The 26,987-nt window shown below is 51.4% G+C and carries 17 protein-coding genes; 12 read left to right on the forward strand and 5 right to left on the reverse strand.

Annotated features, from left to right (window positions below):
• Nucleotides 1–100 precede the first annotated feature (100 nt).
• From AAGJ81_00330 to AAGJ81_00340, 3 genes are all read left to right on the forward strand, one after another.
• On the forward strand, nt 101–1,615 hold the full coding sequence (locus AAGJ81_00330) for a hypothetical protein (GenBank protein ID MEM0964580.1): 1,515 nt from the start codon (nt 101–103) through the stop codon (nt 1,613–1,615).
• A 42-nt stretch (nt 1,616–1,657) separates the two neighbouring features.
• On the forward strand, nt 1,658–3,355 hold the full coding sequence (locus AAGJ81_00335) for a glycoside hydrolase family 2 TIM barrel-domain containing protein (protein ID MEM0964581.1): 1,698 nt from the start codon (nt 1,658–1,660) through the stop codon (nt 3,353–3,355).
• 106 nt (nt 3,356–3,461) lie between these two features.
• Nucleotides 3,462–4,985 (forward strand): sulfatase-like hydrolase/transferase, encoded by a 1,524-nt coding sequence (locus AAGJ81_00340; GenBank protein ID MEM0964582.1) that lies wholly within the window; start codon nt 3,462–3,464, stop codon nt 4,983–4,985.
• A 19-nt stretch (nt 4,986–5,004) separates the two neighbouring features.
• Here the strand turns inward: AAGJ81_00340 and AAGJ81_00345 are convergent, their stop codons facing one another.
• Together AAGJ81_00345 and AAGJ81_00350 are read right to left on the reverse strand one after the other, a co-directional pair.
• The gene (locus AAGJ81_00345; GenBank protein ID MEM0964583.1) at nt 5,005–6,597 is read right to left on the reverse strand and encodes a sodium:solute symporter family protein; all 1,593 of its coding nucleotides are present in this window, start codon (nt 6,595–6,597) and stop codon (nt 5,005–5,007) included.
• Nucleotides 6,598–6,639: 42 nt separating this feature from the next.
• The gene (locus AAGJ81_00350; GenBank protein MEM0964584.1) at nt 6,640–6,852 is read right to left on the reverse strand and encodes a hypothetical protein; all 213 of its coding nucleotides are present in this window, start codon (nt 6,850–6,852) and stop codon (nt 6,640–6,642) included.
• Nucleotides 6,853–7,349: 497 nt separating this feature from the next.
• On the opposite strand from AAGJ81_00350, the gene AAGJ81_00355 reads away from it, so the two are divergent.
• Both AAGJ81_00355 and AAGJ81_00360 read left to right on the forward strand, forming a co-directional pair.
• Nucleotides 7,350–8,528 (forward strand): Gfo/Idh/MocA family oxidoreductase, encoded by a 1,179-nt coding sequence (locus tag AAGJ81_00355; protein MEM0964585.1) that lies wholly within the window; start codon nt 7,350–7,352, stop codon nt 8,526–8,528.
• 14 nt (nt 8,529–8,542) lie between these two features.
• Nucleotides 8,543–9,337: a DUF1080 domain-containing protein gene (locus AAGJ81_00360; GenBank protein MEM0964586.1), complete on the forward strand. Its 795-nt coding sequence runs from the start codon at nt 8,543–8,545 to the stop codon at nt 9,335–9,337.
• 17 nt (nt 9,338–9,354) lie between these two features.
• Here the strand turns inward: AAGJ81_00360 and AAGJ81_00365 are convergent, their stop codons facing one another.
• Nucleotides 9,355–14,322, reverse strand: coding sequence for a DUF5060 domain-containing protein (locus tag AAGJ81_00365; protein ID MEM0964587.1), 4,968 nt, complete (start codon nt 14,320–14,322; stop codon nt 9,355–9,357).
• Between the two features lie 241 nt (nt 14,323–14,563).
• Here AAGJ81_00365 and AAGJ81_00370 point away from each other — a divergent pair, with 241 nt between their 5' ends.
• The 7 genes from AAGJ81_00370 to AAGJ81_00400 all read left to right on the forward strand — a co-directional run bounded on the left by AAGJ81_00370 (nt 14,564) and on the right by AAGJ81_00400 (nt 22,672).
• On the forward strand, nt 14,564–16,300 hold the full coding sequence (locus tag AAGJ81_00370) for a sulfatase-like hydrolase/transferase (protein MEM0964588.1): 1,737 nt from the start codon (nt 14,564–14,566) through the stop codon (nt 16,298–16,300).
• A gap of 219 nt (nt 16,301–16,519) precedes the next feature.
• The gene (locus AAGJ81_00375) at nt 16,520–17,932 is read left to right on the forward strand and encodes a Gfo/Idh/MocA family oxidoreductase (GenBank protein ID MEM0964589.1); all 1,413 of its coding nucleotides are present in this window, start codon (nt 16,520–16,522) and stop codon (nt 17,930–17,932) included.
• Nucleotides 17,933–18,103: 171 nt separating this feature from the next.
• Nucleotides 18,104–18,247 (forward strand): hypothetical protein, encoded by a 144-nt coding sequence (locus tag AAGJ81_00380; GenBank protein ID MEM0964590.1) that lies wholly within the window; start codon nt 18,104–18,106, stop codon nt 18,245–18,247.
• A gap of 109 nt (nt 18,248–18,356) precedes the next feature.
• Nucleotides 18,357–19,505, forward strand: coding sequence for an enolase C-terminal domain-like protein (locus tag AAGJ81_00385; protein MEM0964591.1), 1,149 nt, complete (start codon nt 18,357–18,359; stop codon nt 19,503–19,505).
• Between the two features lie 313 nt (nt 19,506–19,818).
• A complete protein-coding gene (locus tag AAGJ81_00390; GenBank protein MEM0964592.1) occupies nt 19,819–20,541 on the forward strand; it encodes an AraC family transcriptional regulator in 723 nt (240 codons plus the stop codon).
• A 250-nt stretch (nt 20,542–20,791) separates the two neighbouring features.
• Nucleotides 20,792–21,565 (forward strand): hypothetical protein, encoded by a 774-nt coding sequence (locus tag AAGJ81_00395; protein MEM0964593.1) that lies wholly within the window; start codon nt 20,792–20,794, stop codon nt 21,563–21,565.
• Between the two features lie 324 nt (nt 21,566–21,889).
• Nucleotides 21,890–22,672: a hypothetical protein gene (locus AAGJ81_00400; GenBank protein ID MEM0964594.1), complete on the forward strand. Its 783-nt coding sequence runs from the start codon at nt 21,890–21,892 to the stop codon at nt 22,670–22,672.
• Between the two features lie 35 nt (nt 22,673–22,707).
• Here AAGJ81_00400 and AAGJ81_00405 read toward each other — a convergent pair whose 3' ends face one another.
• Together AAGJ81_00405 and AAGJ81_00410 are read right to left on the reverse strand one after the other, a co-directional pair.
• The gene (locus tag AAGJ81_00405; protein ID MEM0964595.1) at nt 22,708–23,364 is read right to left on the reverse strand and encodes a hypothetical protein; all 657 of its coding nucleotides are present in this window, start codon (nt 23,362–23,364) and stop codon (nt 22,708–22,710) included.
• Nucleotides 23,365–23,374: 10 nt separating this feature from the next.
• Nucleotides 23,375–26,878, reverse strand: a complete 3,504-nt coding sequence (locus AAGJ81_00410) for a hypothetical protein (protein ID MEM0964596.1) — start codon at nt 26,876–26,878, stop codon at nt 23,375–23,377.
• Between the last annotated feature and the right edge of the window lie 109 nt (nt 26,879–26,987).

Below are 26,987 nucleotides of genomic sequence, written 5' to 3' on the forward strand. Positions count from 1 at the left end.
GAACTGAGAAATTTCCTAGGATTTGAAGCCGAAATTTTGTGCTGGAGTATTTAATCCACGAAAATACTTTTCATGTGTAAAGTAAACCCCGGAAAAAACCATGCCCCATGCCATCTTACTCTGGTTGTGCGCCTTCCTGCTCTATTGTTCCCTACCGGGTATTTGGGCCGCAGAATCGCCTTGGACAGACGTCAATCGGATTGCGATTAGTGCGGATGGCAATCCGGGCGCGGATGCGGATGATGTAGGTGCGACACCATTTACGCTGGCTGTCTTGGCGAAAGAGGGTCTCCGGAATAATCTGGTTCACTACGACTTCAATAACTTTCTGGATTACGAACGAATTGACCCAGACAGGAACCGCATGTGGAAGAGCGCAATGGGCGGTCAGACACGGTTCGGCTTTGACGAGAAGGTCTTTTTTGACGCGACGAACGATCCAGAGGGTGCAGTTGCCAATCTGACTGCAGAGATTAACCGCTCAACTGCTCGTGATCCGCTTTACATAATTGCTGCCGGGCCAATGGAGCTGATTTTCCGCGCTCTCGAGGCCGCAAATCAGAAAGCACGTGAACACGTGGTTATCGTCTCGCACCACAACTATAACGAGTATTTCAAACCCCGGCTTTGGCAGCGCAACTGGAATGACGTCAAAGCACTTGTGCCGGAAATCGGATACCTACGGATTAAGGATCAGAACGGTTGGAAGGGAACGGGACTCAAGGGCACAGGTAACGAAGATTTCTTCTGGTTGCGTGACCACAACGACCCGAATTTGAACTGGGTATACGAACGGATAACTGCGGGCAAACCAGATGTGTCCGACGCCGGAATGATCACTTGGCTGATCGGGATCAATGGTGAAGATGAAATGATCACGGTTGCGGAAATGGCCGAATGGTTTGGACAGCAACGGATTGTAGTCAGGGGTGGCCAAAGCAACACTCCGCAGGCCCCGATGGGCGTTGAGCCGACAGTAGCTCCCCCGGAGACCGAGAACATTTTTCAAGAGGTCGATGGACGCATCGTGATTGAAGCCGAATCGGTTCCGCTAACAGACACATGGGTCGTCGACAGCACAGAGCCAGGTTACAGTGGGGAAGGTTACATTCGGTGGATGCCCTCCTGGATCGGTAAGATCTCGCACCAACATGAAGGTGTTTTGATCTACAAGTTGCGTATCACGAATCCGGGCACCTACCGACTCGCGCTGAAGTCCTCTCATCGAGGAGCACCCGAGCGTGATAAGTGGAACGACTGTTGGACAGTCATGGGGTTGAATCCGGTCAGTCCTTATGGAATTACTCGCAAGACGTATCATTCAATTACCCGCGAGCAGTTCGAGGAAGGTGCTGGTTTTACCTGGGGAACCACTCACGACAACTACGGCGCGGTAGCAAGGGCCGACGGCCATTTTTCAAAACCCGTCTATGACCTCGAGGCAGGCGATCACTACTTCTTCGTCTGTGGTCGCTCGGGAGGCTTTCGGATCGATAAGATCCACTTTTTCAAGGAAGGGGTCGACGGATTTTGCGACGACTCCGTTCCAGCGACACCTATACTCGAAACGGGGGCTACCTTGCCGCCACATCTTCGAAACGCGGTTGTTCGCTGATTGATCGTCGCGGAAGGCTGAGAGTCGGAGGGGAGGACACTCGTGAATCCACAGGAAAGATATCCGTCGAGGCAGATTGTTTCACTCGATGGCCTGTGGGATTTCGCAAGAACGGATCCCAAGAAAGATATTGATTCGCTCGATCTACGATCGGTTCAGTTCGAGGAGACGATTAACGTTCCTGGATGCTTCGATATGCTACCCAGCTTGATTGGATGGCGAGGTGGCGTTCTCTATCGCCGAAAGATTAAGGTACCGCCGGGTGCGCGGGCTCGTCTGTGTTTCGGAGGCCTTTCGATTTGGGGCAAGGTGTTTGCCGATGGCGTTAAAGTAGGGGATCAGCGTAAACCTTACTCCACGTTTTGTTGCGATCTTCCAGTCAGTGAACGGGAGGAGAGGAGTCTCGTTGTATACGTGGATAACCGTTTCGATGGCGAGCGTTGCCCGTTGGTTCAGCCTTACCATGACTACTACCTTTACGGTGGAATCATCCGAAGCGTCTCGCTGCAGCTTTTGCCAGAGTCTTTCGTCGAGAATATCCGGGTTTTTGCGACGGATTACGAAAGTGGACGAGTCAAGGTGACCGTTTCTGTTGCTGGAAAACGGCCGGAAAGGAATAAGATATTCTACGCCTTTGATGACGCACAAATCGAGTCGGTTGACAGCGAGATGACCGATGGAATTTTGTCTTTTGAGGCGACAGTTCCGAGATTCAAAGTCTGGTCACCTGACAGTCCAAACTTGCATACGCTTCGGCTCATTTTCGGCCCCGACGAGAGTAATGTCTCATTCGGAATTCGTAGAGTTGAGACAAAGGAAAATCAGATTGTTTTGAATGGATCGTCGATAAAGTTGCTTGGGGTGAATCGGCATGAGGCGCATCCGACCTTTGGTGCTGCGGTGCCACTCCAGCAGCAGATCGCTGACCTTCAACTCTTGAAGGACCTGGGCTGCAATTTTATTCGTGGAAGTCACTATCCGCAGGACGAGGACTTTCTTGAGCTATGCGACCGAATGGGTTTTCTGGTCTGGGAGGAGTCTGTTGGCTGGGGCCAAACGGCAGAGCATTTTCGAAATGAAGACTACTGCAATTTAAACTTGGCGCAGACACGGGAGATGATAGAAGGGCATTGGAACCACCCGTGCATCATTATGTGGGGTTTCCAAAATGAGTCCGAGAGTCATCTCGATTCGGCGGACTCGCACTATAACGACCTACTCACTCTTTGCAGGGATCTGGACGATTCGCGGCTGGTCGTTTCTGCGACTAACAAAGGGATGCAGGACCGTTTCCTCGATCAGGTAGACGTCGTCTGTCTCAACCTATACCCGGGTTGGTATTCTCCGGCCGATGACTTTCGCCCGGATCGAATCGATGCAATTGTTCCAGAAATCAGAGAAATGATTCAGAAGATCCATGCACAAGGCAGAAACGATCGTCCCTTTGTCATCAGCGAAATTGGCGCCGGGGCAATCTATGGTTTCCGTGATCCGATTTGTGGGATGTGGACCGAGGAATACCAGGCCGAATACCTCAGTCAGGTTTGCGAAGAGATCCTTGAAAATGATGACGTTGCCGGCGTTGGCCTTTGGCAGTTTTGTGATTGCCGAACTTACAATGGTTGTGAAGCGCTTAAGCGGCCTCGATCATTCAACAACAAAGGCAATCTGGATGAATACCGCCGTCCGAAATTGGCTTACCCAGCGGTAAAACGGATTTGGAATCCAGATCCTTCTTAAGGGCCCTTAAACCACCCACTCAATTACTATGAAAGATACCCGTTTTCTCATCTGCCTAGGTTGGCGAAGATCCTTATTCGCCATCAGCTTTCTTTTCGGATTTTCGATGCTATCCGGCGACGATCGACCAAACATTGTTTTCATCCTCGCTGACGATGTTGGGTTGGGAGACGTGAGCTTTTATCGGGAGAATTTTATGGAAAGTGAACCCGTTCTGGAGACACCTTCGATCGATCGACTGGCCGAGGGTGGTATGTGGTTTACGGATGGTCATTCCTCGACGGCCCTCTGTGCACCCACTCGGTATGCGATCATGAGTGGGAAAAACAACTACCGATCTGTCGCGCCCTGGGGTGTGTGGAACTCATTTCTCGAAGGAGCGATTGAGCCTGGGGATACCACGCTTGGAACAGTTGCCAGGGACGGGGGTTACGCTACTGGCTTTGTCGGTAAGTGGCACCTCGGATTGAATTTTGAAAAGCTGAACGGTCGCGGTTACTTCCGTGGAAACGATCGGAGTGAGAACGTAATCAATGCCGACATGACTAGGATTGCCTACGGGGGTCCAAAGGATATGGGTTTTGACTACAGCTATGCACTCCCAACGGGTATTCAAGGGCCACTTTATTTAGCTTACGAAAATGAAGAGTGGGCGCCGTTTCACCCGGATTCCGAGATCATTGCCTACAACAGCGAGAACGCGCGCGACCCTGAGACCATAACCCAAGAGGACCTTGATGAGGTTGGCGTGGTTGGAAACATGACCATCTCAGACAAGGGTCCGGGAATGGGAGACTCTCACTGGGATTCCTCAAAAATGGGCGAAATATTGTCAACCAAGGCCGCGGACTTCATCGATGCCAACGCAGGGAAGCAGCCGTTCTTTCTCTACTACTGCAGTCCGCATCCTCATCGGCCGCATATGCCTCCGGTCGAGCTGCACGGCGAAAAGGTTCTCCGCACATTACCGTCGCGGCACCTCGAAATGATGAAGGTGCTTGATCTTGAAGTCGGACACATTGTCGAGGCGCTGGAGCGAAATGATGTCCTGGATAACACATTGATCGTTTTTTCTGCAGACAATGGCGGCCTCACTTGGAAGGTCCCAGGGACGATGGAGTCAGGTCATCGGCCGAGCGGCAGATTCCGTGGCGCGAAAAGTGCGCCGCACGAAGGTGGGCATCGAGTGCCCTTCATCGCTCACTGGCCAGACAAGATCGAACCCGGTCAACTGAACGATGAGCTCGTAGTTACCCATGACATGTTGGCCACGGTGGCGAGTATTGCGGGGACTGAGGTTGAGGACCAAGATACACTCGACTCGATGAACCTGCTCCCGATTTTAGAGGGACAAACGGATTTCAACGGTCGTGACTTCATGCTGATGCAAGCAGGTGCTGGATTTGAAGTGATTTACCGTGAAGGACCATGGAAACTGATCATTCAAAGTAACCATAGGCTCGATAAGTGGGAGCCAATTGCCTTGTTTAATTTGGAAACAAACCTGTCCGAGAAGGAGGGGCAGAATTACATCAACCACCCCGAGTATCGGAGGAAGGTCGAGTCAATGTTTGCAAAGTATATGGATATGCGGAAGAGCGGCGTCCGCACTGCGCCCGTCAATCGATAGCCAACCCATCAAAGGGGTACTAGAGAGTTTTTTTGGGAGCGGTCAGTTTTGTTACAGCAATGAAGACTACTACATTGACGACGATTCCGCAGAATCCGACGTCGAGATGGGACTTTAGGGTGCTGGTGATTTGAACAATCGATGCATCCTCTCCGAGGATTAGGGGGCTGATCCCGGGAAAGAGAAAGACGGTGAATATGCCCGCGGCTAGGCCTGACATAGCACCTGCCGCCGTACCTTTTTTCAGGAAGAGCATGTCAACCGTGATTGGGAAGAGCTGCGCCGAAAAGGCCATCGCAAGAAAGAAGAACTGCGCGATCGTCGAAAGAAATTGGGAGTCGGCTAGACTGTGCGCAATAATGGCTGAGACGATTGTTGCGATTACAATCACGGCTCGCCCAACCCAGGTGCGCTCGGACTCGGTTGAGCCCGGACGAAACGGGCGGTAAACATCACGGGTGACGATGCCCGAAAGGGCGTGAAGCGCGGAGTCGGCTGTCGACATGGAGGCTGCCATTACGGCGACCAGAACGAGCGTTACTACGAAAATGCCAAGAGAGCCGAGCATTTTAGGTAGTGTTTCACTGATCACGGCGATCACGATCTGATCGGGCCGCGAAAGACTCGCTTCTGCCACTTCAGATTCCAGCGGGAACAATACCTGACCACCGAGCCCGACGAGAAAGACACCGACGAGGAAGCAGAGCGGTAGCACAGTAGTGAAAATGATCGCAGTCTTCCGAAGTGTATCCCTACTTCTCGCCGAATAGAAACGCATCCATTGCGAGGGTTGGATAACGGAGGCTAAGGAGGCGAATAAACAGAAGGTGAGGGCGGCCGTCGCGTTGAAGCGTTCACCGGGGGACGGCATGGTTAAATACTCTCCGTCGAGTCGTGAAACTTGTTTGAAGTAGTTGATCGGTCCATCCAGAGCATAGAAGATTGCAACTCCTGAGACCAGCATGGCAGAGAGCAGGAGAAAACCTTGAACTGTATCGGTCCACGCCACTGATCGCATGCCGCCAACCAGAACATAAAGCATCGTGATGAGCGCGAGAGCAAAAACCCCTGTGTCGTAAATGGTGATCTCTGCTCCGAAGATCTGGAATGGCTCGACCCCTTTAAATAGACCCTCGGCGAGTTCGCCGCCGGCCTTTACCTGCATGATCACGTAGGGGATTGCATAAAGTGCTCCGGTGACAACGACGAGAATGCGAAGGATTCGTGACTCGCCGTAATGGTGCGTGATCATATCTGCAGGTGTCACGAACCCGTGCTCTTGACCGGCTGCGCGAATACGGTCACCGATCAAAAAGATGGCTGCTGCCGCGACAGGTAGGTTCAAGGCGAACATCATTGGAGCAATGCCAAAGCTGTAAACCCATCCCGGAAACGTTAAGATCGCGAAGCCCGAAAAGTAGGTCGCCATTATGGTAAATGAGGTAACTACAATACCTTGTCTACGCCCAGCTAGGTAGTAGTCGACTTCAGCGTTCTTAGCGCCTCGACTCTTTAGGAGTGAGAGCACTCCGAGCGAGAGCAGAAGAATGAGATAGCCAGCGAGGACGTAGTATGGAGTGCTTCCAAGGCTGCTGGTAGCTAAAAGCAACATGAATGAAATTGGGAAGTCAGTGAAACCGCGTGCCGGGTGACACTAGTTACTCTTCTCTTCTTTCCAGAGGGTAAGAGAAGCGGTGATCACGCATGCAGCCATCACGCCGAAGCATAGTAGCGCCCATAAATAGAGTGCGGGTATGCCTAGCCAGATCGCAGGATCTTCTGGACTTCCATCAATCAAAGTCGCACCGGGGCCAGGCCCCATGAAGAGCGCGATAAAGAAGATGAGGGTCAGAGTTTTGGCTTTCACAGGGGTCAGGAAATTGAAACTGGGTAGTTTTTGATGATTGAGATCAGCGAAGAATTTGATCGCTTCAATAGAGCTAAATAACGCAACAACCCATGCAAATATCTTGATAGAGCACTTTAGATGAGGCGACCATATTTGCTAAGTTTTTGTGGTTTACTAGGCGCGTTCCGGAAGTCTCGAGCAAAAATTTTCCGTGGGTTTTATCGTTCTTAGTCCGAGTACTTTCCCCTTACTTCGTTGAAGCAAGAAGGAGTCTTTGAACCACTGAAGCCGGAGGTTACGGCAGAAAGTCCCTCAACCGAAATAAGGGGGATAACCAAAAGATATAGAGAAAAGACAGTTTAGATAGAAGATCTTCTGTGTAGTCTTGTAGGGTGGTACACCCTAACCGAAGAGACTTCCTGAAGTCTGCTGGCCTTGCAGTGCTTGCTTTTCCAACCGTTATCCCCTCCCGGACGTTCGGCTCCAACGCTCCTTCGAAACAGCTCACTTTGGGGATGATTGGTGTCGGCGGTCAGGGTGTGCAGGTGAACCTTTCCAACTTTCTGACGTATGGAGACTGTCGAGTGATTGCGGTGTGCGATGCCTTTATGGATCGGGCGGATCGGGCGCGGAATATCGTCAACGAGGCTTACGGTTCGAATGACTGCAAAGCGGTGCAGGACTTCCGTGAGCTACTTGCCGACCCGGGAATTGACGCGGTCGTAATTTCAACTCCGGATCACTGGCATGTTCCTATGTCGCTTATGGCGCTTGAAGCAGGCAAGCACGTCTTCAGTGAGAAGCCCACCCACAGCATCGATGAGGGACGTCAGTTAATCAATGCCTTCGCAAATTCTGACAAGGTCTTTCAAGGTGGTATCGAAGACCGGTCCAAAATCCATTTTCACAAAATGGTCGAGTGGGTAAAGAACGGTGCGATCGGAGACTTGGAGCGGGTTGATGTAATCATGCCGAAGGGAAATGATGTCGAGTTCGACGAAATTTCTCCGGTTCCAGAAACGCTCGACTGGAATCTTTGGCAAGGCCCTGCCGAACACCGGGAGTATAGTTGGAATCGCGTAAGCGGAAGAGGTTGGCGTCAGATCGGAATCTACTCGAAAGGGGCAATCCTTGATATTGGCACCCATCTTGTGGATACGGCGCAGCTCGGCATAAACGATCCTCATGGCGTCGCGGTTGAGGCCTCCGGCACTGGAATGATACCTGAAGGGCGGCTTTCTGACGTGCCCCTAGAGTATGATTTGATCTACCGCTACAGCAACGGAGTGGAACTGAGTGTGCGCAATGGGGAAGGTGCTGTCCGGGATCCGGCCAGTTGCTTTATTCAGTTCACCGGAAGCAAGGGCTGGATCAAGCGTGATGGCTGGCACGGTCCGCTTGAGGCCAGTGACCGGGAGATCCTCCGGGCGCGTTACAAGCCGGAAGAAAGTAAGCACTGGCCGATTCCGAAAAGCGAGCAACGCAATTTTGTTGATTGTATCCGGTCCGGAGAACAAACCTCATACCCACCGCAAGCGCTGCATGAAATGTGTACCACCCTGCATATGGGCGTGATGGCGATTGAGCTCGGGCGAGCTTTGCAGTGGGACCCGGACGCGGAGGCCTTCATTAATGACGATGAGGCAAATAAACGCCGATTTACCCCTCCAGCCCGAAATTGGGAGAGCGTTTGAACACAAGACCTATTATGATGAAGCAGTTCGCGATGGGTTCATTGATTTGTGCGATTACAGTGACCCTTGTTGCCGAAGAGGGCTTCCACGCGTTTCAAAACTATGGCTATAACGAGAATCCGTTGATCCCAGGGTCGACTTGGAAAATTCATGACAACGCGCGTCCGACGCCACCACGAGTCTCGCCAAGTCCTTATGTGAAGCAGGAAGGGAATCGGGCACCGTCCGACGCAGAGATTCTTTTTGATGGAACGTCCCTCGACAGATTTTGGACGAATGAATGGTCGGTGAAGGAGGGTCACATCGTTGCCGGGACGGGAAGCTTAGTCTCATCGAAATCTTATGGCGATTTTCAGATGCACCTCGAGTTTCGCAGTCCCGATCCCGCCGTTGTGGATCGTCCCGGAAAGATGGGGAATAGTGGAATCTACATCATGGGGCGTTACGAGCTACAGATATTTGATTCCTATTCCTGTAAAAACTATGCGGATGGCTCCTGTGGAGCGATATATGGGCAGACTCCTCCATTGGTAAATGCATCCCGTCCGCCTGGAGAGTGGCAGACCTTCGATATCTACTTTAACGCCCCGGTATTTGAGGGCGACGAGTTGGTCTCGCCTGCACGGATTACGGTCTTACACAATGGCGTCTTTGTCCATGTGAATACTGAGATCATCGCGCCGACTGGGCATAACAAACCGAAGGCGTATACTCCGCATGAACCCCGTAGACCATTTTTCCTCCAAGGGAGTAAGTGTCCGGTAGAGTTTCGTAACATTTGGATTAGGGATCTTGGGAAAAAGGAGTGACGATTGCCTGACTCATTTCACTCCCTTAGGAGATCGATGGTGACGAAGAGAGAATCGGTTTCCGTAGGGAGCGAGATGGTCACCAGTTCAAATTCGGCGTTTTCAGGGTAGACTTGAACTGGGCCAGTGTAGGGAGTCCAATTCGCGTTTAGATCGGTAGTGGTCTGAACGTTGTAGGTGAGTCCGTTACCGTCATCAATGCGGCGGCGAAACTGAAACTCGATTTCAGAAGGATCGCCGGGTGTTGGAAAAACTATTCTAGGGGGTATCCCGAAATCACCGGGGATCTTGGGGTTTCCGCCGAAGGCAAATTCAAAAATATTGAGCAAACGGTCTTTGTCGTCATCACCGAGTTCACCTTCGATGAGTTGAAAGTCTATTTCGAAACGGGCGAAGCCGAGTAGAGGAGAGGCTTGAAGTGACACGGTATCGACGATTACCCCAGTGAGGCCTGAGCTATTGGCTCCAGGATTAATCGTTTGGTAGAAGAGGTAAGCCCCGTTTCCGAGCAAGGCTTCGTATACATTGGCGGAGATTCCGGTGACGGTTCCGGTGCCGGTATCGGTACCATCGGTAAGGTTTTGAAGGCGAACGTCGTACGTAGTTGTAGCAGCATCTGCGCCGAGAGTAAGTTCATAGTGCAAGCGTAGGTCTTCGCCCTCGTTGGGAGCATTGCTGAGCGTGCTGGTCCCGTTGATCACCGAGAAGTTGTTGAGTAGCCGATAGTTGGTGTTGCCGCCAAAGAGTTGAATGTTGACGTCCGGCTCGTCGGTTCCGGCGTTGTTACTTGTGTTTTCCGGCGTCGCGGTCGCTTTGAGCCCGGTTAGAAACGCATAAGCGAAGCCTGCAGGGCTACTGTAGTTTCCCGAGAACTCAAAGTTTATTGTGTAGCTGAAAGTGTCTCCAACTCGGAGAATGATGGGAAGGTCGAGGACAGCGATATTGGTGTTTGTAGTGGTAGCAACGGTTCCTGAACCGGCGTTGGTGACGACCCAGTCAGACTCGGCATTCCATGATTCCTGCCCGTTGAGTTCACCGTCGGCGAAGGGTGCGGTATATTCAATGACCGTCTGAGAGGAGAGATCGGGGATTTCTGCGGAGTAGGCGATCATGTTGACTCTTACTCCGTTAAGCCCCGAGCCGTTTGCAGCAAAGTTGAGGCTTTGGAAAAAGAGATAAGCACCGCTTCCAGTCAGCGCATCGAAGACGTCAGTCATGATTCCGGTGACCGTGCCCGTTCCGGAATCGGTGTCATCGGTCATGTTCTGGAGTTGAACGTTGTAGGTCGTGCTTCCAGCGGAGCTGCCAAGCGTAATGTCATAGCGGATACGGAGCTGATCACCCGGATTAGGCTCCCCCGTTAGATTGCTGATTCCGGGTATCCCGCTAAAGTTGCTGAGCAGGCGATAGGCCGCAGAGGATGAGAAGATTTGGAGGTTAGCGTCGGGTTCGTCACTCGCCGTGTTCAAGCTTGTTGCATCCGAAGTCGCTTTGAGTCCTGTAAGAAACGCATAGACGAAGTTACTCGGCGTCGTGAAGTTGCCGGTAAACTCAAAATCGACGACATAGCTAAAGGTCTCGCCTTCATTCAAGGTGATCGGGCGATTGAGGACTGCAATCTCGCCGCTTGCACTAGTCTCGGTCGAGCCATTGGAATCCGGGTCGACCGTCCAACCAGCTTCAGCGTTCCAATTCACTTGGCCGTTTAAGCCACCGCTGGTGAGCGGAGTCGTGAACTCGATGAATCGCCCAGTGATGTCAACATCTGGTCGCAGATATAGGGTGATTTCGTCGCTATCGGTGTTGGATTGACTATCCGTGGCGGTAAGGCGAAAGACATAGGCCCCAACGATGAGTGAGGATAGGTTGAGGGTTGCGGTTGTTTCGCCAGAAAGAACTGCATCGTTGGGTCCGGACACTTGTGTCCACTGGTAGGTAGAAACCGGATTCGCGCTGGTAACTTCGCTGGAGAGAGTGACGGAACTGATAGGGGTTAGATAGCTTGCGTCACGACCGACGTTTACCTCGATTGCAGGGGTCGGCGGGACGACTCCGTCACTGGAGCTGAGTTCAAGCTGGCGCCAGCGTCCACGGGCAAAGGCGAATCCATCGCCTTCTGGAATCAGGCCATTTGAATCCGTAGCCGATTCCACTGCGATGGTGTTTCCTGGTTGCAAAGGGATGCCCGTCCAGCGGTGCACGAAGGGTTGTAAGTCTCCTGTGTTATCGACCTGCGGATTCTGAAAGGTGCGAACGACGGATCCGTTAACCAGAAGACGGTAGACACTCTCGCCGTCTTCTTCGGTAATGGTGGTGATGTCTACGTCGTAGACTCCAGGAGCACCGTTAAAGATCAGCGCAGCACGGGCGAATTTCCCGCGCTTGTCCTCATCGCTCGCATCAATGGCGAGAAAGTCGCTGGCAGAATTTGCGTTGTAAATCGTTCGACCGTCGACTGCCGGCTGGATGGTAAAGTCTGTTACTGCGTTATAGATGATGGTCGTCTCTGTAGTTTCTGGAGTGTTCTCGAAAGTTGACTGGTTGTAGGGCACGTCGTCGTGGTAAACGGTGATGCGGTCGATGGCGTGACCCGACGAGCGTCCAGCGATTTGGATTTGGTGAGCCCCGGCCTCGTAGAAGATCTTCGGGTTGTTTACAAAGCGGGCGGGTCCTCCCTGAACTTCAAAAGCGGCGTTGTAGGACCAGTTTTGTTGGCTTTGGACAAAGGCCTTTGTGAACTTCGTGACCGCGAACTGTCCGTTCCCGTCGCGTTCGTCATTAAGCAAAGGGGTTCCAGTCTCAAATTTTACATAACTGTCGTTGCCCGCGTCTGGACGTTCGACGCTCGAATATTGCTTGGTGCGCCAGCGGAAGGTGTAGTTACCTGGTTTTCGGATCTCGAAGTTGTAGATGTTGATATCGTCCACCTGATTGTCCTCTTTGGTGATCCCGCCATTGAAGGGGCCGGTGTATTCGATGTAGCCAGTGCCGAGACTGCCGTCCATCGTCGGGTCGGGGGAGGTATCAGTCGCGGTAAACTGCCAGCGACGAGTCGGGTCACCGTCAGCGTTTTCCGCCTCGAAGATCATGAGGCCTTCGTCGTCGACCCACTTGGTTGAAGTGGTCCCGAGTTCGGGAAGGGTTTGCGCCTTCCGAACAAGAATTGCCCAGTCTGACGTCGTGCTTGACGGTGCGTTGCCCAGCGAGCGGTTGCCACCACCGGAGATGCTTTGGACGGAGCCGGTCTGAAGGTTACCGCCGTTCCTCGGATCGAACCAGCGAACGTCGAAAGTTCCAGAGATGCCCGTGAGATCAAGATTGGAGGTGCCGCCTTCTTCGAGATAGACGACGAAGAAATCAGTCCCGTCGGTGAGGCAGTGAGCAGTCGTGTTATCGATGAGCGAGTCGTCGTTGCTCATATTCCAGAACGGTATGTTCTGGGCGTAGAAAAAGCCGTTGATCGCGATGTCGGCATCTTCAAGGACGGCGCCAAGCTCGAGCCGATAATCCTGCATCGAAAGGTCGCGACCGCCAACGTAATACTCTACTCCGGCGCCACCGGCCATAATGTTGCCCCAGAGAGCGTAGATGCGAGTGCCGTCTTCAGAGGCGCGAATTCCGAGATTGCCGGGACCCTGCTCGTCGTTAGCGCAGACCCAGGGTCGACCGGCGTTTGCCGATTTATCGACCCATTCCTTTGTTTCGATAAAGACGTTTTCGCTGGTCGCCGAGAGTTCAATCTGTAGGGAAACACCGGTCATTTCGGAGTCGCCGAGGTACTGGGTGTAGCGGTTGGTTTTGGCCGCTGCGGATGGTGCTGTGTGGAAGACACGGTTACTTTGCCAAGGGTCGTTGTCCTCAAAATATTGGAGCGAGCCTTCAATGACAGCTTCTCCACCCATGTTGATCTCTTCAGAGATGTTCCAGTTCAGCGCGAGGTGGTGACCGAAACGGGCAATCATTTCACGGTAGTAGAGCCGACGCTCGGGGCCGAGGGTATTTCCGCCGCTATCGTGGATTTTGCCGTTTTCGTTTTCGAAGAGTTTGAAGTGGAGATGCAGCCCTTTCTGTTCGGCGTGGTCGAAGATGATTTCCCATTGGTCCAGTTTTGAAGTGTCAAAGCGGGTGAGAGTCGAAGTGTCGGTGTAGGGAAAAGTCCGTCGGCCGTCGCCGTAGAGATTGTAAAGGAAGGTAGAGATGGAGTTGGCACCTGTTGAGGCAACGTAGTTGATCGCGCCGAGGAGTTCTGTCCCCTTTCCATTCTGCCAGGTTTGACCATCTCCACTGTAGTCCTCCTCGTGATCTTCCCAAGTCTTTATAAAACCCGCAGGCGGTCGTTCGTTGCCGAGACCGTCCTGATCGATAGGGAAGCCGTCGGTAGGCGTGTTGTCGAAGTCGACGTATTCGAGAGGGTTTTCCGGAGAGTCGGGACCAAACTTCAGGAAGTAGGTGCCACTGCCTTCGAACTGAAGGTGGTGTTTGTCGACGTAACGCAAGCGGCCTTTCGAACGCAGGTCGGGTGCCTGCGTTGGATTGATAGCCGAGATTTCGAGGCTTCCGTTGAGGCCATCGTAGGGAGCGAGTGCTGTCCCAGGATTGGGGGAAGTGCTCGTTGCAACGTCACTTCCCTGGCGGAATGAGACCGTATAGTTCCAGGTTCCGGGATGATTTGGCCGTAGATAAGCATGCCATTTATTCCCCGAGGTTGCACTGGAGTTAGCAGCGTCCCCGTCTGCGGCAAAAAAACCAGGAACGACATAGGATGTCCCAGACTCGGGATGACTGAAGGTGACATCAAACCGCAAATCGGTGAAAGGGTTGGTTGTGGCCTGCTCACTTGTCTGAGGACCGATCAGTTCAAGCGTAATCTTGTGCCAGACTATCGGATCCCCCTGTATATTGATTGTCTGAGAGTGAACTTGTTTTAGAGACAGCAAGCAGGTGAAAAAGAGAGCCAGCCGAAGTAGAGGGGATAAGAACTTCATAAGGGGTTGGGGTTAGACAGAGATTGGAGCGTCTCGAATCATACCAAATTATACAAATCAAAATTTTGGGGATCCAGTGTCAGAGTCTTGTCTGAACGCAGCTTGAATGCGACTGAATATACAGGTTCTTCGGCTATCTTATGGCTAGATTATTCAGGGTTTGGGATATGATATCCTCCGAATCTCCCTCATTTCATGATTCCACTGAAGTACGGATCTTGAGTGCCGATTCCGAAGACAGATGAAACTCCTCACCCCTTTCTTTCTGGCTAGCCTGCTGGTTCATGCTTCGGCGGGAGAAAAGATGAATGTCGTGCTCATCTTGATCGATGATTTAAGTCATTACGGCGTTTCAGCATACGGTGCTGAAAAGGTTGGCTCGGCACATGGTCTTTTCGAGGACCTGGCTTTCGAGACTCCACAGATCGATCGTCTCGCCGAAGGAGGGATGCGCTGCGATTTTGCCTACACTTACCCACTCTGCGAACCTACACGGATCGCGTTGATGACCGGAAAGCACAATATCCGAAATTTTCATAAGCCGAAAGCACAACATGCATCGGACATCACTTTTGGAGATCTCTTTCAGAAGGCGGGCTATGAAACCTGTATTGTCGGCAAGTGGAAGCAGAGCCGTGGAACCAAAGAGATTTCGGGTAACGACTACATCTTTGAGTTTGGATGGGACGAGTTTTTCTGTTTCGACCTCACGACTGAAGGCCATCGCATGCTGCACCCGGTGGTTGTTAAGAATGGCAAACGGGTCAATACGAAGGGAATCGATCCGGAGACCGGACGACGCTTTTATGGTCCCGATTTATTCAACCGATACGCGATCGATTTCATCGAGCGTAACCAGGACCGTCCGTTTTTTCTCTACTACTCGATGGTTCTGGTCCACGACGAACACACACCGACCCCGGATACCGAGCCAGACAGCGTTTTTGACGACTACGATAATGATTACCGTCGACATGCGAAAGCGATGCGTGGCGATCGTCCGGAATTTTTCCCGGATATGCTGGCCTACACCGACAAAATGATTGGCAAGGTCCTGGATAAGTTGGAGGAACTCGACCTGGATGAGAACACCCTTGTCCTGGTAATGGGAGACAACGGAACCAAGGAAAGCTTTACTCATATTTTGCCGGACGGAACTGTCTTCAAGGGCGATAAAGGTTCCAATAAAGAGGGCGGTATGCACGTTCCGCTTCTGCTAATGGCGCCGGGGACGGTTCCTGCGGGAGTCGTTTACGAAGGGCTTGTCGATGTTGTCGATATTCTGCCGACGATAGCCGAGGCAGCGGGTGTCGATTTTGCCAGTTCGGGCCCGGTTGACGGTATCAGTTTTTGGCAACAAGCAACGGGGCAGTCACGCTTTGACCATCGTGACTACATCTATACTTGGTATAACGCGAACAACGTTTCTACCGATCCGGAGCATCAGATGACTTACGCTTTTACCAAGGACTTTAAACGGTACGGTCCGAGCTCCTTGTACCCACAAGGACGTTTCTTCGATTTACGGACCGATGTATTTGAAGAGGCGGGTGATGAAAAGAAGAAGGTGCCCAAGCGCTGGAACAAGTGGCACTTCAGTGGTCTTGAACTGGATGAGCTGGATCGAGAGCAACGGACAGCTTACGATGAGCTCGGGAGGGTTTTGGAGAGGTACGCTTACGTTCCGGTGGATGCGCTGTCGGTTCGCCGTGTTGAGGCGTCTTTTCGCCCGGGTGCGACTCAGCAGCTCGAGGTTCGTGTTTTGCCTGCCAACGCGACCCGACAGGGAATCATTTGGCAGTCGAGTGATCCTTCGGTGGCCTCTGTGGATAAATTTGGTATTCTGACCGCCCACAAAAGAGGAGAAGTGAGCGTCACTGCTTTTTCCTGGGACGACGCAATGCCGCTGGCCGACCCAAACTTCGATGAGTATAAAACAACAGGAATTCAAGATGGCATCCAAGTCCGAATCGAATGAGTTCGACCGCAATGGCGCTTGGATAGGGACAATTTCATCCAAATCGAAATCGAAGTCGGAATCGGGTCTCGTGATCCAAAGTCATGATAATCAGGTGAATAATGCCTTCGATAACGATTTCGATTTGGATTTCGAATCAGAATCTTAATTTAGCACCATTGGAGTTCGACCTTTTGTCACTTGGACAAGCGAGAGGAGTTGCGGAATCCTAGATTGAAAATGAAATTTTCCCGACGACAGTTCCTGATCAAGTCCGGCGCAGTAGCCGCCGCTTACTCCCTTCTGCCATCAAGGGTTCTCGGCGCGAACGAACGGGTCAACATGGCTGCGATCGGCATAGGGCATCAGGGCGGAGGGATCGCGCGAAACTTTGGTAGCAATCCAATGGTGAATATGATTGCGCTGTGCGATGTAGACGTGGATAGCGACTCGCCCGTCATCCCTGAAGAGGTTACCGACAGATACTCGAGGTATGGCTGGGCGAAGCCGAGAGGTACGCCAACTGCCTGTGCAGCTCAGTTTCCGCATGCAAAGCGTTATCGTGATTTTCGTAGGATGTTTGACGAGATGGGCGGAGAGATTGACGCGGTTTGTATTGGCACGCCAGACCACACCCATTTCGCGATCGCGATGGCGGCCATGATGAATGGTATCCACGTCTACGTGGAAAAGCCGATGGCCCGCACTTTTCAGGAGTGTGAAATCCTAATGGTGGCGGAGAAGAAGTACGGTCTGGTCACCCAGATGGGAAATCAGGGCCACTCGGGCCCGAATTACTTCCAGTTTAAAGAGTGGGTCGACCAAGGGATCATCAAGGATGTCTATCACGTTGATGCAATGATGAACAACTACCGTCGCTGGCATCCTTGGGGCGATGTGACTGGATACCCAGAGAAAGAAGCTATTCCCGGCAATCTAGATTGGTCTGTCTGGCATACGAGTGTTGCGGAGGAGCAGGCATTTAGTGGAAGGCTTCACTATGGGAACTGGCGGGGATGGCATCAGTTCGGAACGGGTGCTTTTGGTGATTGGGGTGCCCATATTTTAGATACAATCCACGAATTTCTGGAGCTTGGGTTGCCGGAGAAGGTTTCGGCGAAGCATTTGCTTGGGCGCAACGATTTCATCTTCCCGATGGAGTCGACGATCAATTTCGAGTTTCCCGAACGAAACGGCAAGCCAGCTATGGATATCGATTGGTATGACGGTCGTAAGAATTGGTTGAAGCGTCCCGAGATTCTTAAGGAGGAAAAAGTGCTCAGTCCCGGGAAAGTCATTTACTCCAAAGACCTGGTGTTCAAGGGTCGAACCCACGGAAGTCCGCTCGAAATTATCCCCCGCGAGCAGTACTTGGAGATGCTTAAGGCAGGCGAAGTTCGCAAGGACTTTGGCAAGCACTCGAACCATTATCAGAATTTTGTGAATGCCGTTCGTGGGATCGAGAAGACCCGTTCACCTTTCTCCGTTGCGGGGCCACTCTGCCAGATGTTTGCACTCGGGTGCATTGCCCAGCGCTTCGGAGGTGAATTTACCTTTGATCGGGAAACCAAGCAAATCACCGATAACCCGTTCGCGAACAGTTTGCTCAAAGACGATATCCGTCCCGGGTGGGAGCAGTATTACAGGATTTAGTCGAGAATGAATGAGGCCTTCTGTTCGTTATGCCTTCTTTCGGATAACTCTAACCGCAAAGTGCTTACTCTAAGAGGTCTGAAAAGCGTGCCCTCATTGACGCAGTCAGAAAGGGCACATCAGTGAAGATTGATGCAGGAATCCGGTTTTCACACGCAGGCGCAGTGCCTGATGAACCCGGCTTCTATCGCGAGCGGTGAGAAATTGAGCTGGGATCCAGAAGGGGAAAAGATCACCAACAGCCAGAGGGCTGAGGCTATTATGAAGGAGTCTTACTATCGCCCTGAGTGGGATTTAAATGAGTTTATTTTTTAAACCGAGTTATTGACAGATGGATCGGAGGGATTTTAACAAGCACGGCCCAGCGGGGGTCCTTTCCATGGTACTTTGGCCAAAACCGTTTGCGGCAAAACCCGAAAATTTGATGAATAAAGCAGGAAACATCCAATCGATTGAAGCCTTCCCGATGGAGTATCGGACGAAGGGTTATTTTAAGTTCTTCACGACGCCGTTGGGAGCCTCGGGCCGTCCGGCAGTCATGATAAAAATGACCACGGACACTGGTCTGGTGGGCTGGGGCCAGTCTGTTCCGATCTCAACGTGGAGCTACGAGACACTCGAAACCTCGGTCATTGCGCTACGGAATTACTACGTTCCGTCGCTGATTGGACATCCCGTCGAAGACATCAGTGGTGCACACAGAATCATGGATAAGGCGATTCGTCCCGGCCTGACGACCGGGATGCCGATCACTCGCGCGGGTATTGATTTCGCGCTGTTTGACATCATCGGTAAGTCTAGGGACCAATCCGTAGTCGAAATCCTCGGTGGCAAAGCTGGTGGTGCTCTCGATTTGAGTTGGACGGTGAACGTTCGTTCGCTCGATGATGTGGAGAAGTCGGTCGATGAAGGGATGCGGCTAGGGTACAAAGACTTTAACGTGAAAGTCGCGCCTGATCCGGAATACGATGTTCAAGTTGTTAAACGGGTGCGTGCTGCTGCGCCGGATGCCTTCCTGTGGTGCGATGCTAACACTGGATACGATTTGGATTCCGCGCTGACAGCAGCACCGCAGTTTGCAGACTTGGGAGTGCAGGTTTTCGAATCACCGATGCCTCCGAGTCGGTTCCGGGATTATCAAACCCTCGCGAAACAGGGTGCGATTGATATCTACATGGACGAGGGTGTGATTAGCCCCGATGTGTTGGAAGAGTTTATTCATCTCAGAATGCTAAACGGTTTAGCAATGAAGCCGTCTCGATGTGGCGGGCTGACATCAAATAGTCGGATGATCGATCTTTGTTTAGAGAATGACTTGAAATGGGTCGGTAGCGGGCTTTGCGATCCAGACATATCGCTTGCCGCAAGCCTCGCACTATACAGATCGTTTTCCCTTCCAACGGCTGCGGTGTTAAACGGCCCTCAGTTTTTGTCTGAGACTGTTTTGAAGCCAGCCTTTGAAGTCGTGGATGGTGCGATCGCACTGCCAGCGGGTCCCGGACTAGGTGTTGAAGTCGACGAGAATCGTCTGCAGGAGCTGTCACTGCGGACGGTGAAGGATTGGAAGCTTTAACATTCTGAGTGGTGAATGTGAATGGTCGTAGGCGGCTTTCTTTCCGAAGAACTTCGGTGGCATAGCGAATGAAGTATCGTGATTCACAACGCTAGGCATTTCAAAGGGATTGGGAAGAGTAAGGGAAGACGATGCTTGATTTTCTTTGCGGGTTTTGTTGGTTGACGGTGCTATGAATCAGGCTACTGACCGTCATATCTTTTTCCCCACTAAGGATCGGTCATATTGGCATCCAGATCGGGACTTGGGTTTGCCGTTGTCCTATCTCGCCTGGGGGCGCAGGGATTTCAGTATAGAATTCCTACCGGATTGCATGCACGAAGGATGGGTTTGCACGGTCATTGAGGAAGGTTCGCCAATCATGTCGATTCGGGGGCGGGAGGTAGAATTAGGGAAGCGAAATTTGGTCTTTATTGGTCCGGACTGTCCCTTTGGCTGGCCGTCAATCGAGGGAAGCACGTGTCGTTTTGTGCAGTGGATGTGGAACGACCAAGGGGAGACCAGTTTTTCTGGGCTGCCTCGGGACGAATACAGGATCTGCGATATTCCACGAGGCAAATTCAAACCTCTGCGGCAGAATCACGATCAATGCCGCAGCGAAGTCTTGAACTTTGATCATTTGACAGAACGCTTTTTGGAAGCGGCACGCGAGGTGTTTGAGATTCTGGTCGAACGCGCGATGAAAAACGAACTTGGCGAAGACGTGACCGACGTGAGGATACGACAGGCGCAGGATTGGATGTCAAAGAATTTGGACAGCAAAGAGCCCATCGCGCGCGTCTGCGACTATTTAGACATTTCCCAATCTACGCTTCATCGCCTGTTCAAGGCGAAGTTTGGTAAGAGTGCAGCGGGGTATTTCCAACAAATCAGGATGGTGGAAGCTAAACGTCTCCTAACCGAAGAGAGAAAGTTTATTAAAGAAACAGCCTTTTCACTCGGTTATCACCACCTCAATGATTTTAGCCGCGCCTACAAAACCTTTCATGGGTGCCCCCCGAGCCAGCACCAGAGAGAGATGAAGAGCAATCCTTAGCTAAAGGATATCTTCCAAAGGTCTAGGTCCACTCAGTGCGACCGAAAAAACCAGGCGGACAGATAGCACGTTGATTCTATCGATTGGAATTGCTAGTATAAAGCAATTGAATCGAAGTTTAGTTCTCTTTTCGATGTTGGGCAGAAATCAACTTCTAGACGGATGTTAGTTTAATAAAACAGTTTTTTATTAAGCCCAAAACTTATCCTTCTTGAGCCAAAAACATCCCCCATAAGAACCACCCCCTCACATGAAAAGAATAACAGTATCTGCCACATCAGTTTTCTTAGCCTTCAGCCTAAGTGCCCAAATCTCAGTCGATAACTCTCAGTTTTTTACGGATTTCGATAACACATTCAGCACACCGCAATTCACTTGGACATTCTCTGGATTTGACGCGAGCGGAAGCGACAAGCTCGTGATCGGGACTGGGGCAGAGGGTGATAATGAGGATGGTGTTGTAGTTGTGGATAGCATTACCTACAACGGCCAGAGTCTAACTTCTGCGGTCCAGCAGAACAACGGTCAACAGAACGCGAGCATATTCTATCTCGACAACCCAGGCGCGGCTGGTGACATCGTTGTCACGTTTTCGGGGAACACCTTTGGCACCAACGGTGTAGGAGTCGGCGTCCTGGCGCTCTCTGGAACCGCGGATGGAGTTGGCGCAACAGGCAGCGACCCGTCAAGGAGTGCTTCCTTCAACACCAATTTTGACAACTCTCTCGTCTTTGCCTCGTTCGTGGCGAATTCTGATAGTGGTGGACCCCCAACTGCGGACTCACCGCTTGACGTGGCCATTGGATCCTATGCGAATACCGGATCTGCTTCGGGTATTGTAGCCTACGACGCTGACGCTGGCGCAGCCGGACCTTACACTGCAGCTTTCACCAGTGTCGGTAACCCTCTCCGTCCGGTTACTGTCGCTGCCGAATTCTACGCGATTCCAGAACCCAACGTAGCAGCTCTTGTTGCCGGAATGCTCGCTTTTAGCGCCATTGCGGTTCGGCGACGCCGCTTCTAATTTTGGATTGATAAAAGCCAATTACAAAGGCACTCCTGATTGATTGCAGAAAGAAACGATCTTTAAGTCTGTAAAAGGCCTCCGTATATTCCTTAGATCAATTGGTTCTCCAAAGTAGCCAATGAACCTATCACTACTCCTGACTCTCAGGTACTCCAAGGTTGCGGACTTTTCTACCTGAGTGCTATTCGATGTGCATTTTGTTATCATTGGCCTGTTTGTGCTAACTATTACGATTTGACGAAATTGGTTGGGTGGAAAGTAGAGTGCGGACGCAGTCTTCCATGCTTTCTTTTTCCAAACCCGTTTTTTCCCTTTCGCCTAATGAGATTACTATCAGCATCACCCCTAACACCCAAATTAAACTCCCTGTTCTGCGGTTTTCTCCTGTTTGCAGGTAGTCTGCACTCGGAGGATTTGGTCGTTGTCGTCTCTGGAGGGTTCGACGAACACGATACATTCTCTGAAATGGAATCATTTTTACGAGCAAGCCTTGGAGACGTTGCGGAGGTCAGGTCTGGCGACTTTTCAAATTTCTATTCAGAAGAAACTCAGGCAGCACTTGAAGGAGCGGATTTAGTGGTCATTGCGCGAACCTCGAAGAGTAAAGATTACGCAGATGGCGTCGGGTTGGGATACAATACCTTAAGTATTCCGGTCGTGGTTTTGTCTTCCTACATCGCCCGGAGTGAGTCTGGACTTCTAGGATGGTATAATGGGACGGTTTCAGATTTTAGGGAGACGACTTCGGGTTCTGAAGTCGACGTAACCGAAGCAGGGATCGAACTATTTGGTGGATCGGTTGACGAAAAGCGGGACTGGCATGAATCCCCTGGTGATACCTTCAACGCTGCCGGATTAGGTGATCCGGGCGACGGCGAAGTTCTTGCTGAGATTGAAGGAGGAATTCTGGTCGCACGCTGGCGTAAAGGTGATGCGCCTGGTAATCCGTTTGCTGCTGGCGTAGACGTTTTCCCGGGCGAGCGGCTTTTTTTCGCTTTGGATAACGACCCTAGATCAACTTACCTCGATCAGGAAGAGTTCGTGAACTTAACTCCTGCTGGAAGAGAGGCTTTAGTAAAAGCGTTGTTAGCGATTCGCCCATAATCGCGTGGGGGTAATAGCTGATCTTTGCTGGAATGCTATTGCACAACATCAAAATATTTAACGAGCCTTACCGAGTCGCCGTTTGGGACAAATAGAATGAAATACCTTTGGTCCTCATATATCGGCCAGACGGAGGAGTAAAATTTTTTCCATTCTTCTTCCTGTCGGAAGGCTACTTTTACGAGAGCACCTCCGCCGGGCTTGGCCTTTACGGTATGCATAACTGATTTACCGGACGCAATTGGAATCGGGGCAAGGGAGTCACCGACATTGAAAACCAGATTTTCTTTGGTTGCATTAACCAACATCCAATCTGTGTTTCGGGCTGCATCCAAGTTATCGTCAATGATATTAAACATAGGGCCGTTGGCGCCCGTTAATCCTATCAAAACTCCCTGTGTAGATCCTGACGGGATAGGAATCTGAGAGTGCAAAGCAAAAGTTGTTTCGCCGCCTTCACCCGGAATCTGATGATAAAGATTCAATGCGTTTTGCACTTGAACATCGAAGGAGGAAGATAGGAAGTTCCTCGCGAATTTGAGCTCCTTAAACTCGTTTGATGAGTTTACGTAGAGTCCTTCGATAGGGTCAGGGTTGACTGCCAGTGTGCGGAACTTGTAAGGAGTGAGTTCGTCACCACGGCACAAATTGTTTAGCAACAAGGTGGCACAGATGAAAATAGCACTCCTCATCAAATTCGGATTAAATCTCTGTGGAATCCAACCAACGGGATGAGATCACTTTGAACTTCCGGCCGAAAGGAGTCTGAGGGTTGATGAGGTCAAGTGAAGATAAAGCGCCGCTCGTGGAGACAGGATCTGGAAGTCGTTGGACGACTATTTCGCGCCACGCACTGGAATCGACGTTGCCTTCAAAGTTGAGCGCCTCTCCATACGTTCGAATGGTAAAGGTATCTGACCGGACTGTCATGTAAGGAGCGAGAGCTTGTAGTAGGTCTCCTTGAAGCAATTGACCCGGAAAACCGGCTCCCTGAGTGCTGTCCTCGCTTATGTTGCTGTAAAGTGCCCTGTTCGCATTGGACTCGAATTCACCGCTGATTCCATTGTTAATCGTTGCGTCCAGTGCGGCCTGTAGAATCCCAACACGCCCTTCGTCGGACACCTCGAGTTTTCGGTTGATAAACTGAGCAAACGAGAGAGCGGGGCCGCGAGCCCTAATTTCATCAACGATTGCCTGTGCCAATTCTCTCACTTCCAGTGGGCTCAGTGACCGAAAGCCAGTCCAGTAGTTCGCATCAGCATTTTCAGACCACTCGCTGCCCAATACCGACGCCACCCGTGGGAATCGAACGCCTGTGACAGGAAGGAATCCGTTCACGTTACCGTCACCGTCTACCCTTCGAACGGGCAACTCATCAGTTCCTGATAAAAACGCTTCCCACGCGTCGACCGAAGTCGAATTGACGTTAAACGCTCCATCGACCATCAGCATTCCCGCGTTTCGAAACTCGGCGCCGTTAATAGCGTCTCCCCGGCCCTCCGTATCGATGTATTGCTTATCAAACTGAAAGCCTTCCGGCTTGTAGGGGATATACCTGGGATTCGCTAGAAGTTCCGCCCCATTCAACAGGTCTTCGTAGTAACTTTCGGGCTGATCGAACTGAATTGTCGAGAAGGTGTATCCCTCGAATAGCTTTTCGTTAACGAGGTAAGACGCGTCGTAAAGTCGGAAATTATCCGGTATATTCAGAGTGGTTAACGTCCCTCCACCGAATGTATCGCTGATGGAAGTGCTCCATTGGTCCAGAGGTATTCGAAGGTTTGAATAGGAGTTCCCTACGACATAAGCTGGTTCATAGCTGAAACGGCTTGCTCCGGCGTGTTGCAGCTGTCCGATCGACACCAAGTCTTCCCTTGGGATGTCGAACAAGATAACCCTTTGCGATCCACGAAAGGGGTCGTAGCCTCCGCCCCAATAGGAAAGCGCATCCTCTCCGACCACATCCAGGTTCGGATTGGGGTCTTCGGCTGAGTCTGAGGTAAGGAGCGTCTCTTGTGAGTAACTCGCCAAAACATCAAGTCCCAGTGGCGAATCCCAGCGCGGATTCCCCCAAATAGCCCGCAAATTACCGTCCACCAAAGGTCTTATACCTGTCGAGTTTTCGCGGCTGGTCCTCAGCTTCAGGCTGAAGTAGGCCTCATCAATGGATGACATCCGGCCGGGCTGGACCAGAACTCCCGGTTTCGAAACCGTGTAACTGTAGCCTGGGTCAAAGCTCGTGGAATCCGTGAAGGCAGGTGTTTCATCTCTGAAGTAGGGCTGGTAAAGGACCTGCGAAATTTCTGCATCGAGAAAATCAAGCGGGTAGGACGTCCCCGCAAATGCAGTGTCTCCTACTCCGACCGCAATGAAGGGGTAAAAGCGATTGCTGGCGTTAGGATCTAATTCAACCGTGAACTCCACTCTCATGTCGTAAACGCCTCCGTTGTCCAGGGGGGCAGTCGTGTGAGCCCGAGTAGCACTAAAATCTGAGGAAGCGGAGATATCTCCGTTGAAAATACCTGTTCCCGATGAGCCATCAACGACCTCAGTTGAATCGAGATTTCCGGAGAACCCGTAGACTTTAGTAACTCCGGGTAGAAGAAGACTTCCTCCGGAGTTTTCATAGATCTCGGTTTTTATAGTATTTCCACCAGTTCGCCCCATTCCGATCTTTCTATCCAGCACATCTCCGGGAACGCTGGGGCTAGAAGATGAACCTGGTGTGGAGAGGGAGAAGACGGGAACAGGGTATCCAGTAATTCTGAAACCTTGAGAGTTGTTTCGACCACTTAGTGGAATGACGACGTTGTACGGGTTGTACACTCCTGAGAACAGTTGCGAATGGGTTACAGCGTAGTATTCAGGGACGGGATCTCCGGGAGCTGTCGGAGTTGGATCATCCGTCTCCGCCTGAATCCATGCATTTTGTTGTAAGAAACCGAGGACAAGCGTTATCGGACTGTGCTTGTAGTCATCCGAATTTCCCTCAAGGCCTGACCATACCTCAAAATCTCCATAGGGGTAGTCCAAGGCTCCGTCCCCTAAGTCAAGATCGTGCGGACCGTACAGGCCGCGGCGATAATCAAGTGTCCCGCTGTTTAAGAGAGGGTTCTTGGAGATTATTGTTGGTGAAAGTCTTCCTTCAGGTGAAATCGCATCTTTTAGATTGTAGTAATCCTTGAAGATGTCCCAGTGGATATATCCGTTGTTCCGCAATGAAGAAGAGTCTCCATCTTCTAGCTTCTCTTCGTTCATCACGATGTAAGTCGAACCCCAATCTCCATTATCAAAAAACGAACGATTAAAGATGGAGTCGTCTTCAAAGGCTGCGGTTAGGTCTACCTTTAGGCCTCCATCGACGACATTTGTCAAAAGTCCAAAGCTATCCGTAGTATAGTCAAAGCGGTGGCGCCGCACGGCGGGTTCATCCAGTCCCAACAAAAGAGTATCGGTAAACCGGTTTAACTTTCCTAGGTCTTCAAGTGAACTTGGGTCCAGTTCAGTCAAACTGGATAGCTGACTGAAATCGAATGCACCGGGGAGAACCGAACGCTGCGATGGCAGCTTTTCCGCTGGGGTGGAATTGCTCACTGCTGTATCTTCAATTTTCAATTTTGCCTTCAGACCTTCGTCATCGACGATCCAAGCAAACGCACCGATTTCCGATTGGTCTGTGCTAAGCAGAGGGACCCTGCCTGCTGCAATAGGATTGCCGCCGGAGATCAAGTTGATATCTAGTGAGTTTTCAGCCCAGATAGGAACTGACCCGTCTGGGAAACCGCTCGTGAGCTGATTAGAAGTAGTTTGATTTTCGTCTATTCCGGAAACCAACCATTTGACCGGAGCTCCGGATGAGTCGATCGCCTGCGGAATCCTCTGGTCCGAACCACTATCTGAAATCCCAATCCACCAGGAAGACGTAGCGGACGGGTTCGCTCCCACCAGCCGGTCGTCTGCGGCCCATAGGGAGGCCCGTGCCGTAATCCTCTGATCAGGGCCTGCATACCTTTGCAAATTCCCAAGTGCAATCTGAGCGCCAAAATGAGCATTCTGTTCGGCCAGCACTTTCGTTTTCGCGACTTGGCCATTTGCTGACTCTACCTGCACAAGGGTAGTCATCGATACCAAGAGGAGAACAACGAAGGACATCAAACCAAGAGCAACGACCAAAGCAAAGCCAGAAACTTTGGGATTACTTTTCATGAGCGATACTTGCGGGTTTGCTTAAGCGGGGGGTGGCTATCGAACAACATGCTAAAAAATCGATCGCACAGATGGTACAATCACGGGGTGGTTGGAGCTCTATTTTCGA

The sequence above is a fragment of the Verrucomicrobiota bacterium genome (assembly GCA_038744685.1).
Taxonomy (GTDB): Bacteria; Verrucomicrobiota; Verrucomicrobiia; order Opitutales; family Puniceicoccaceae; genus Puniceicoccus.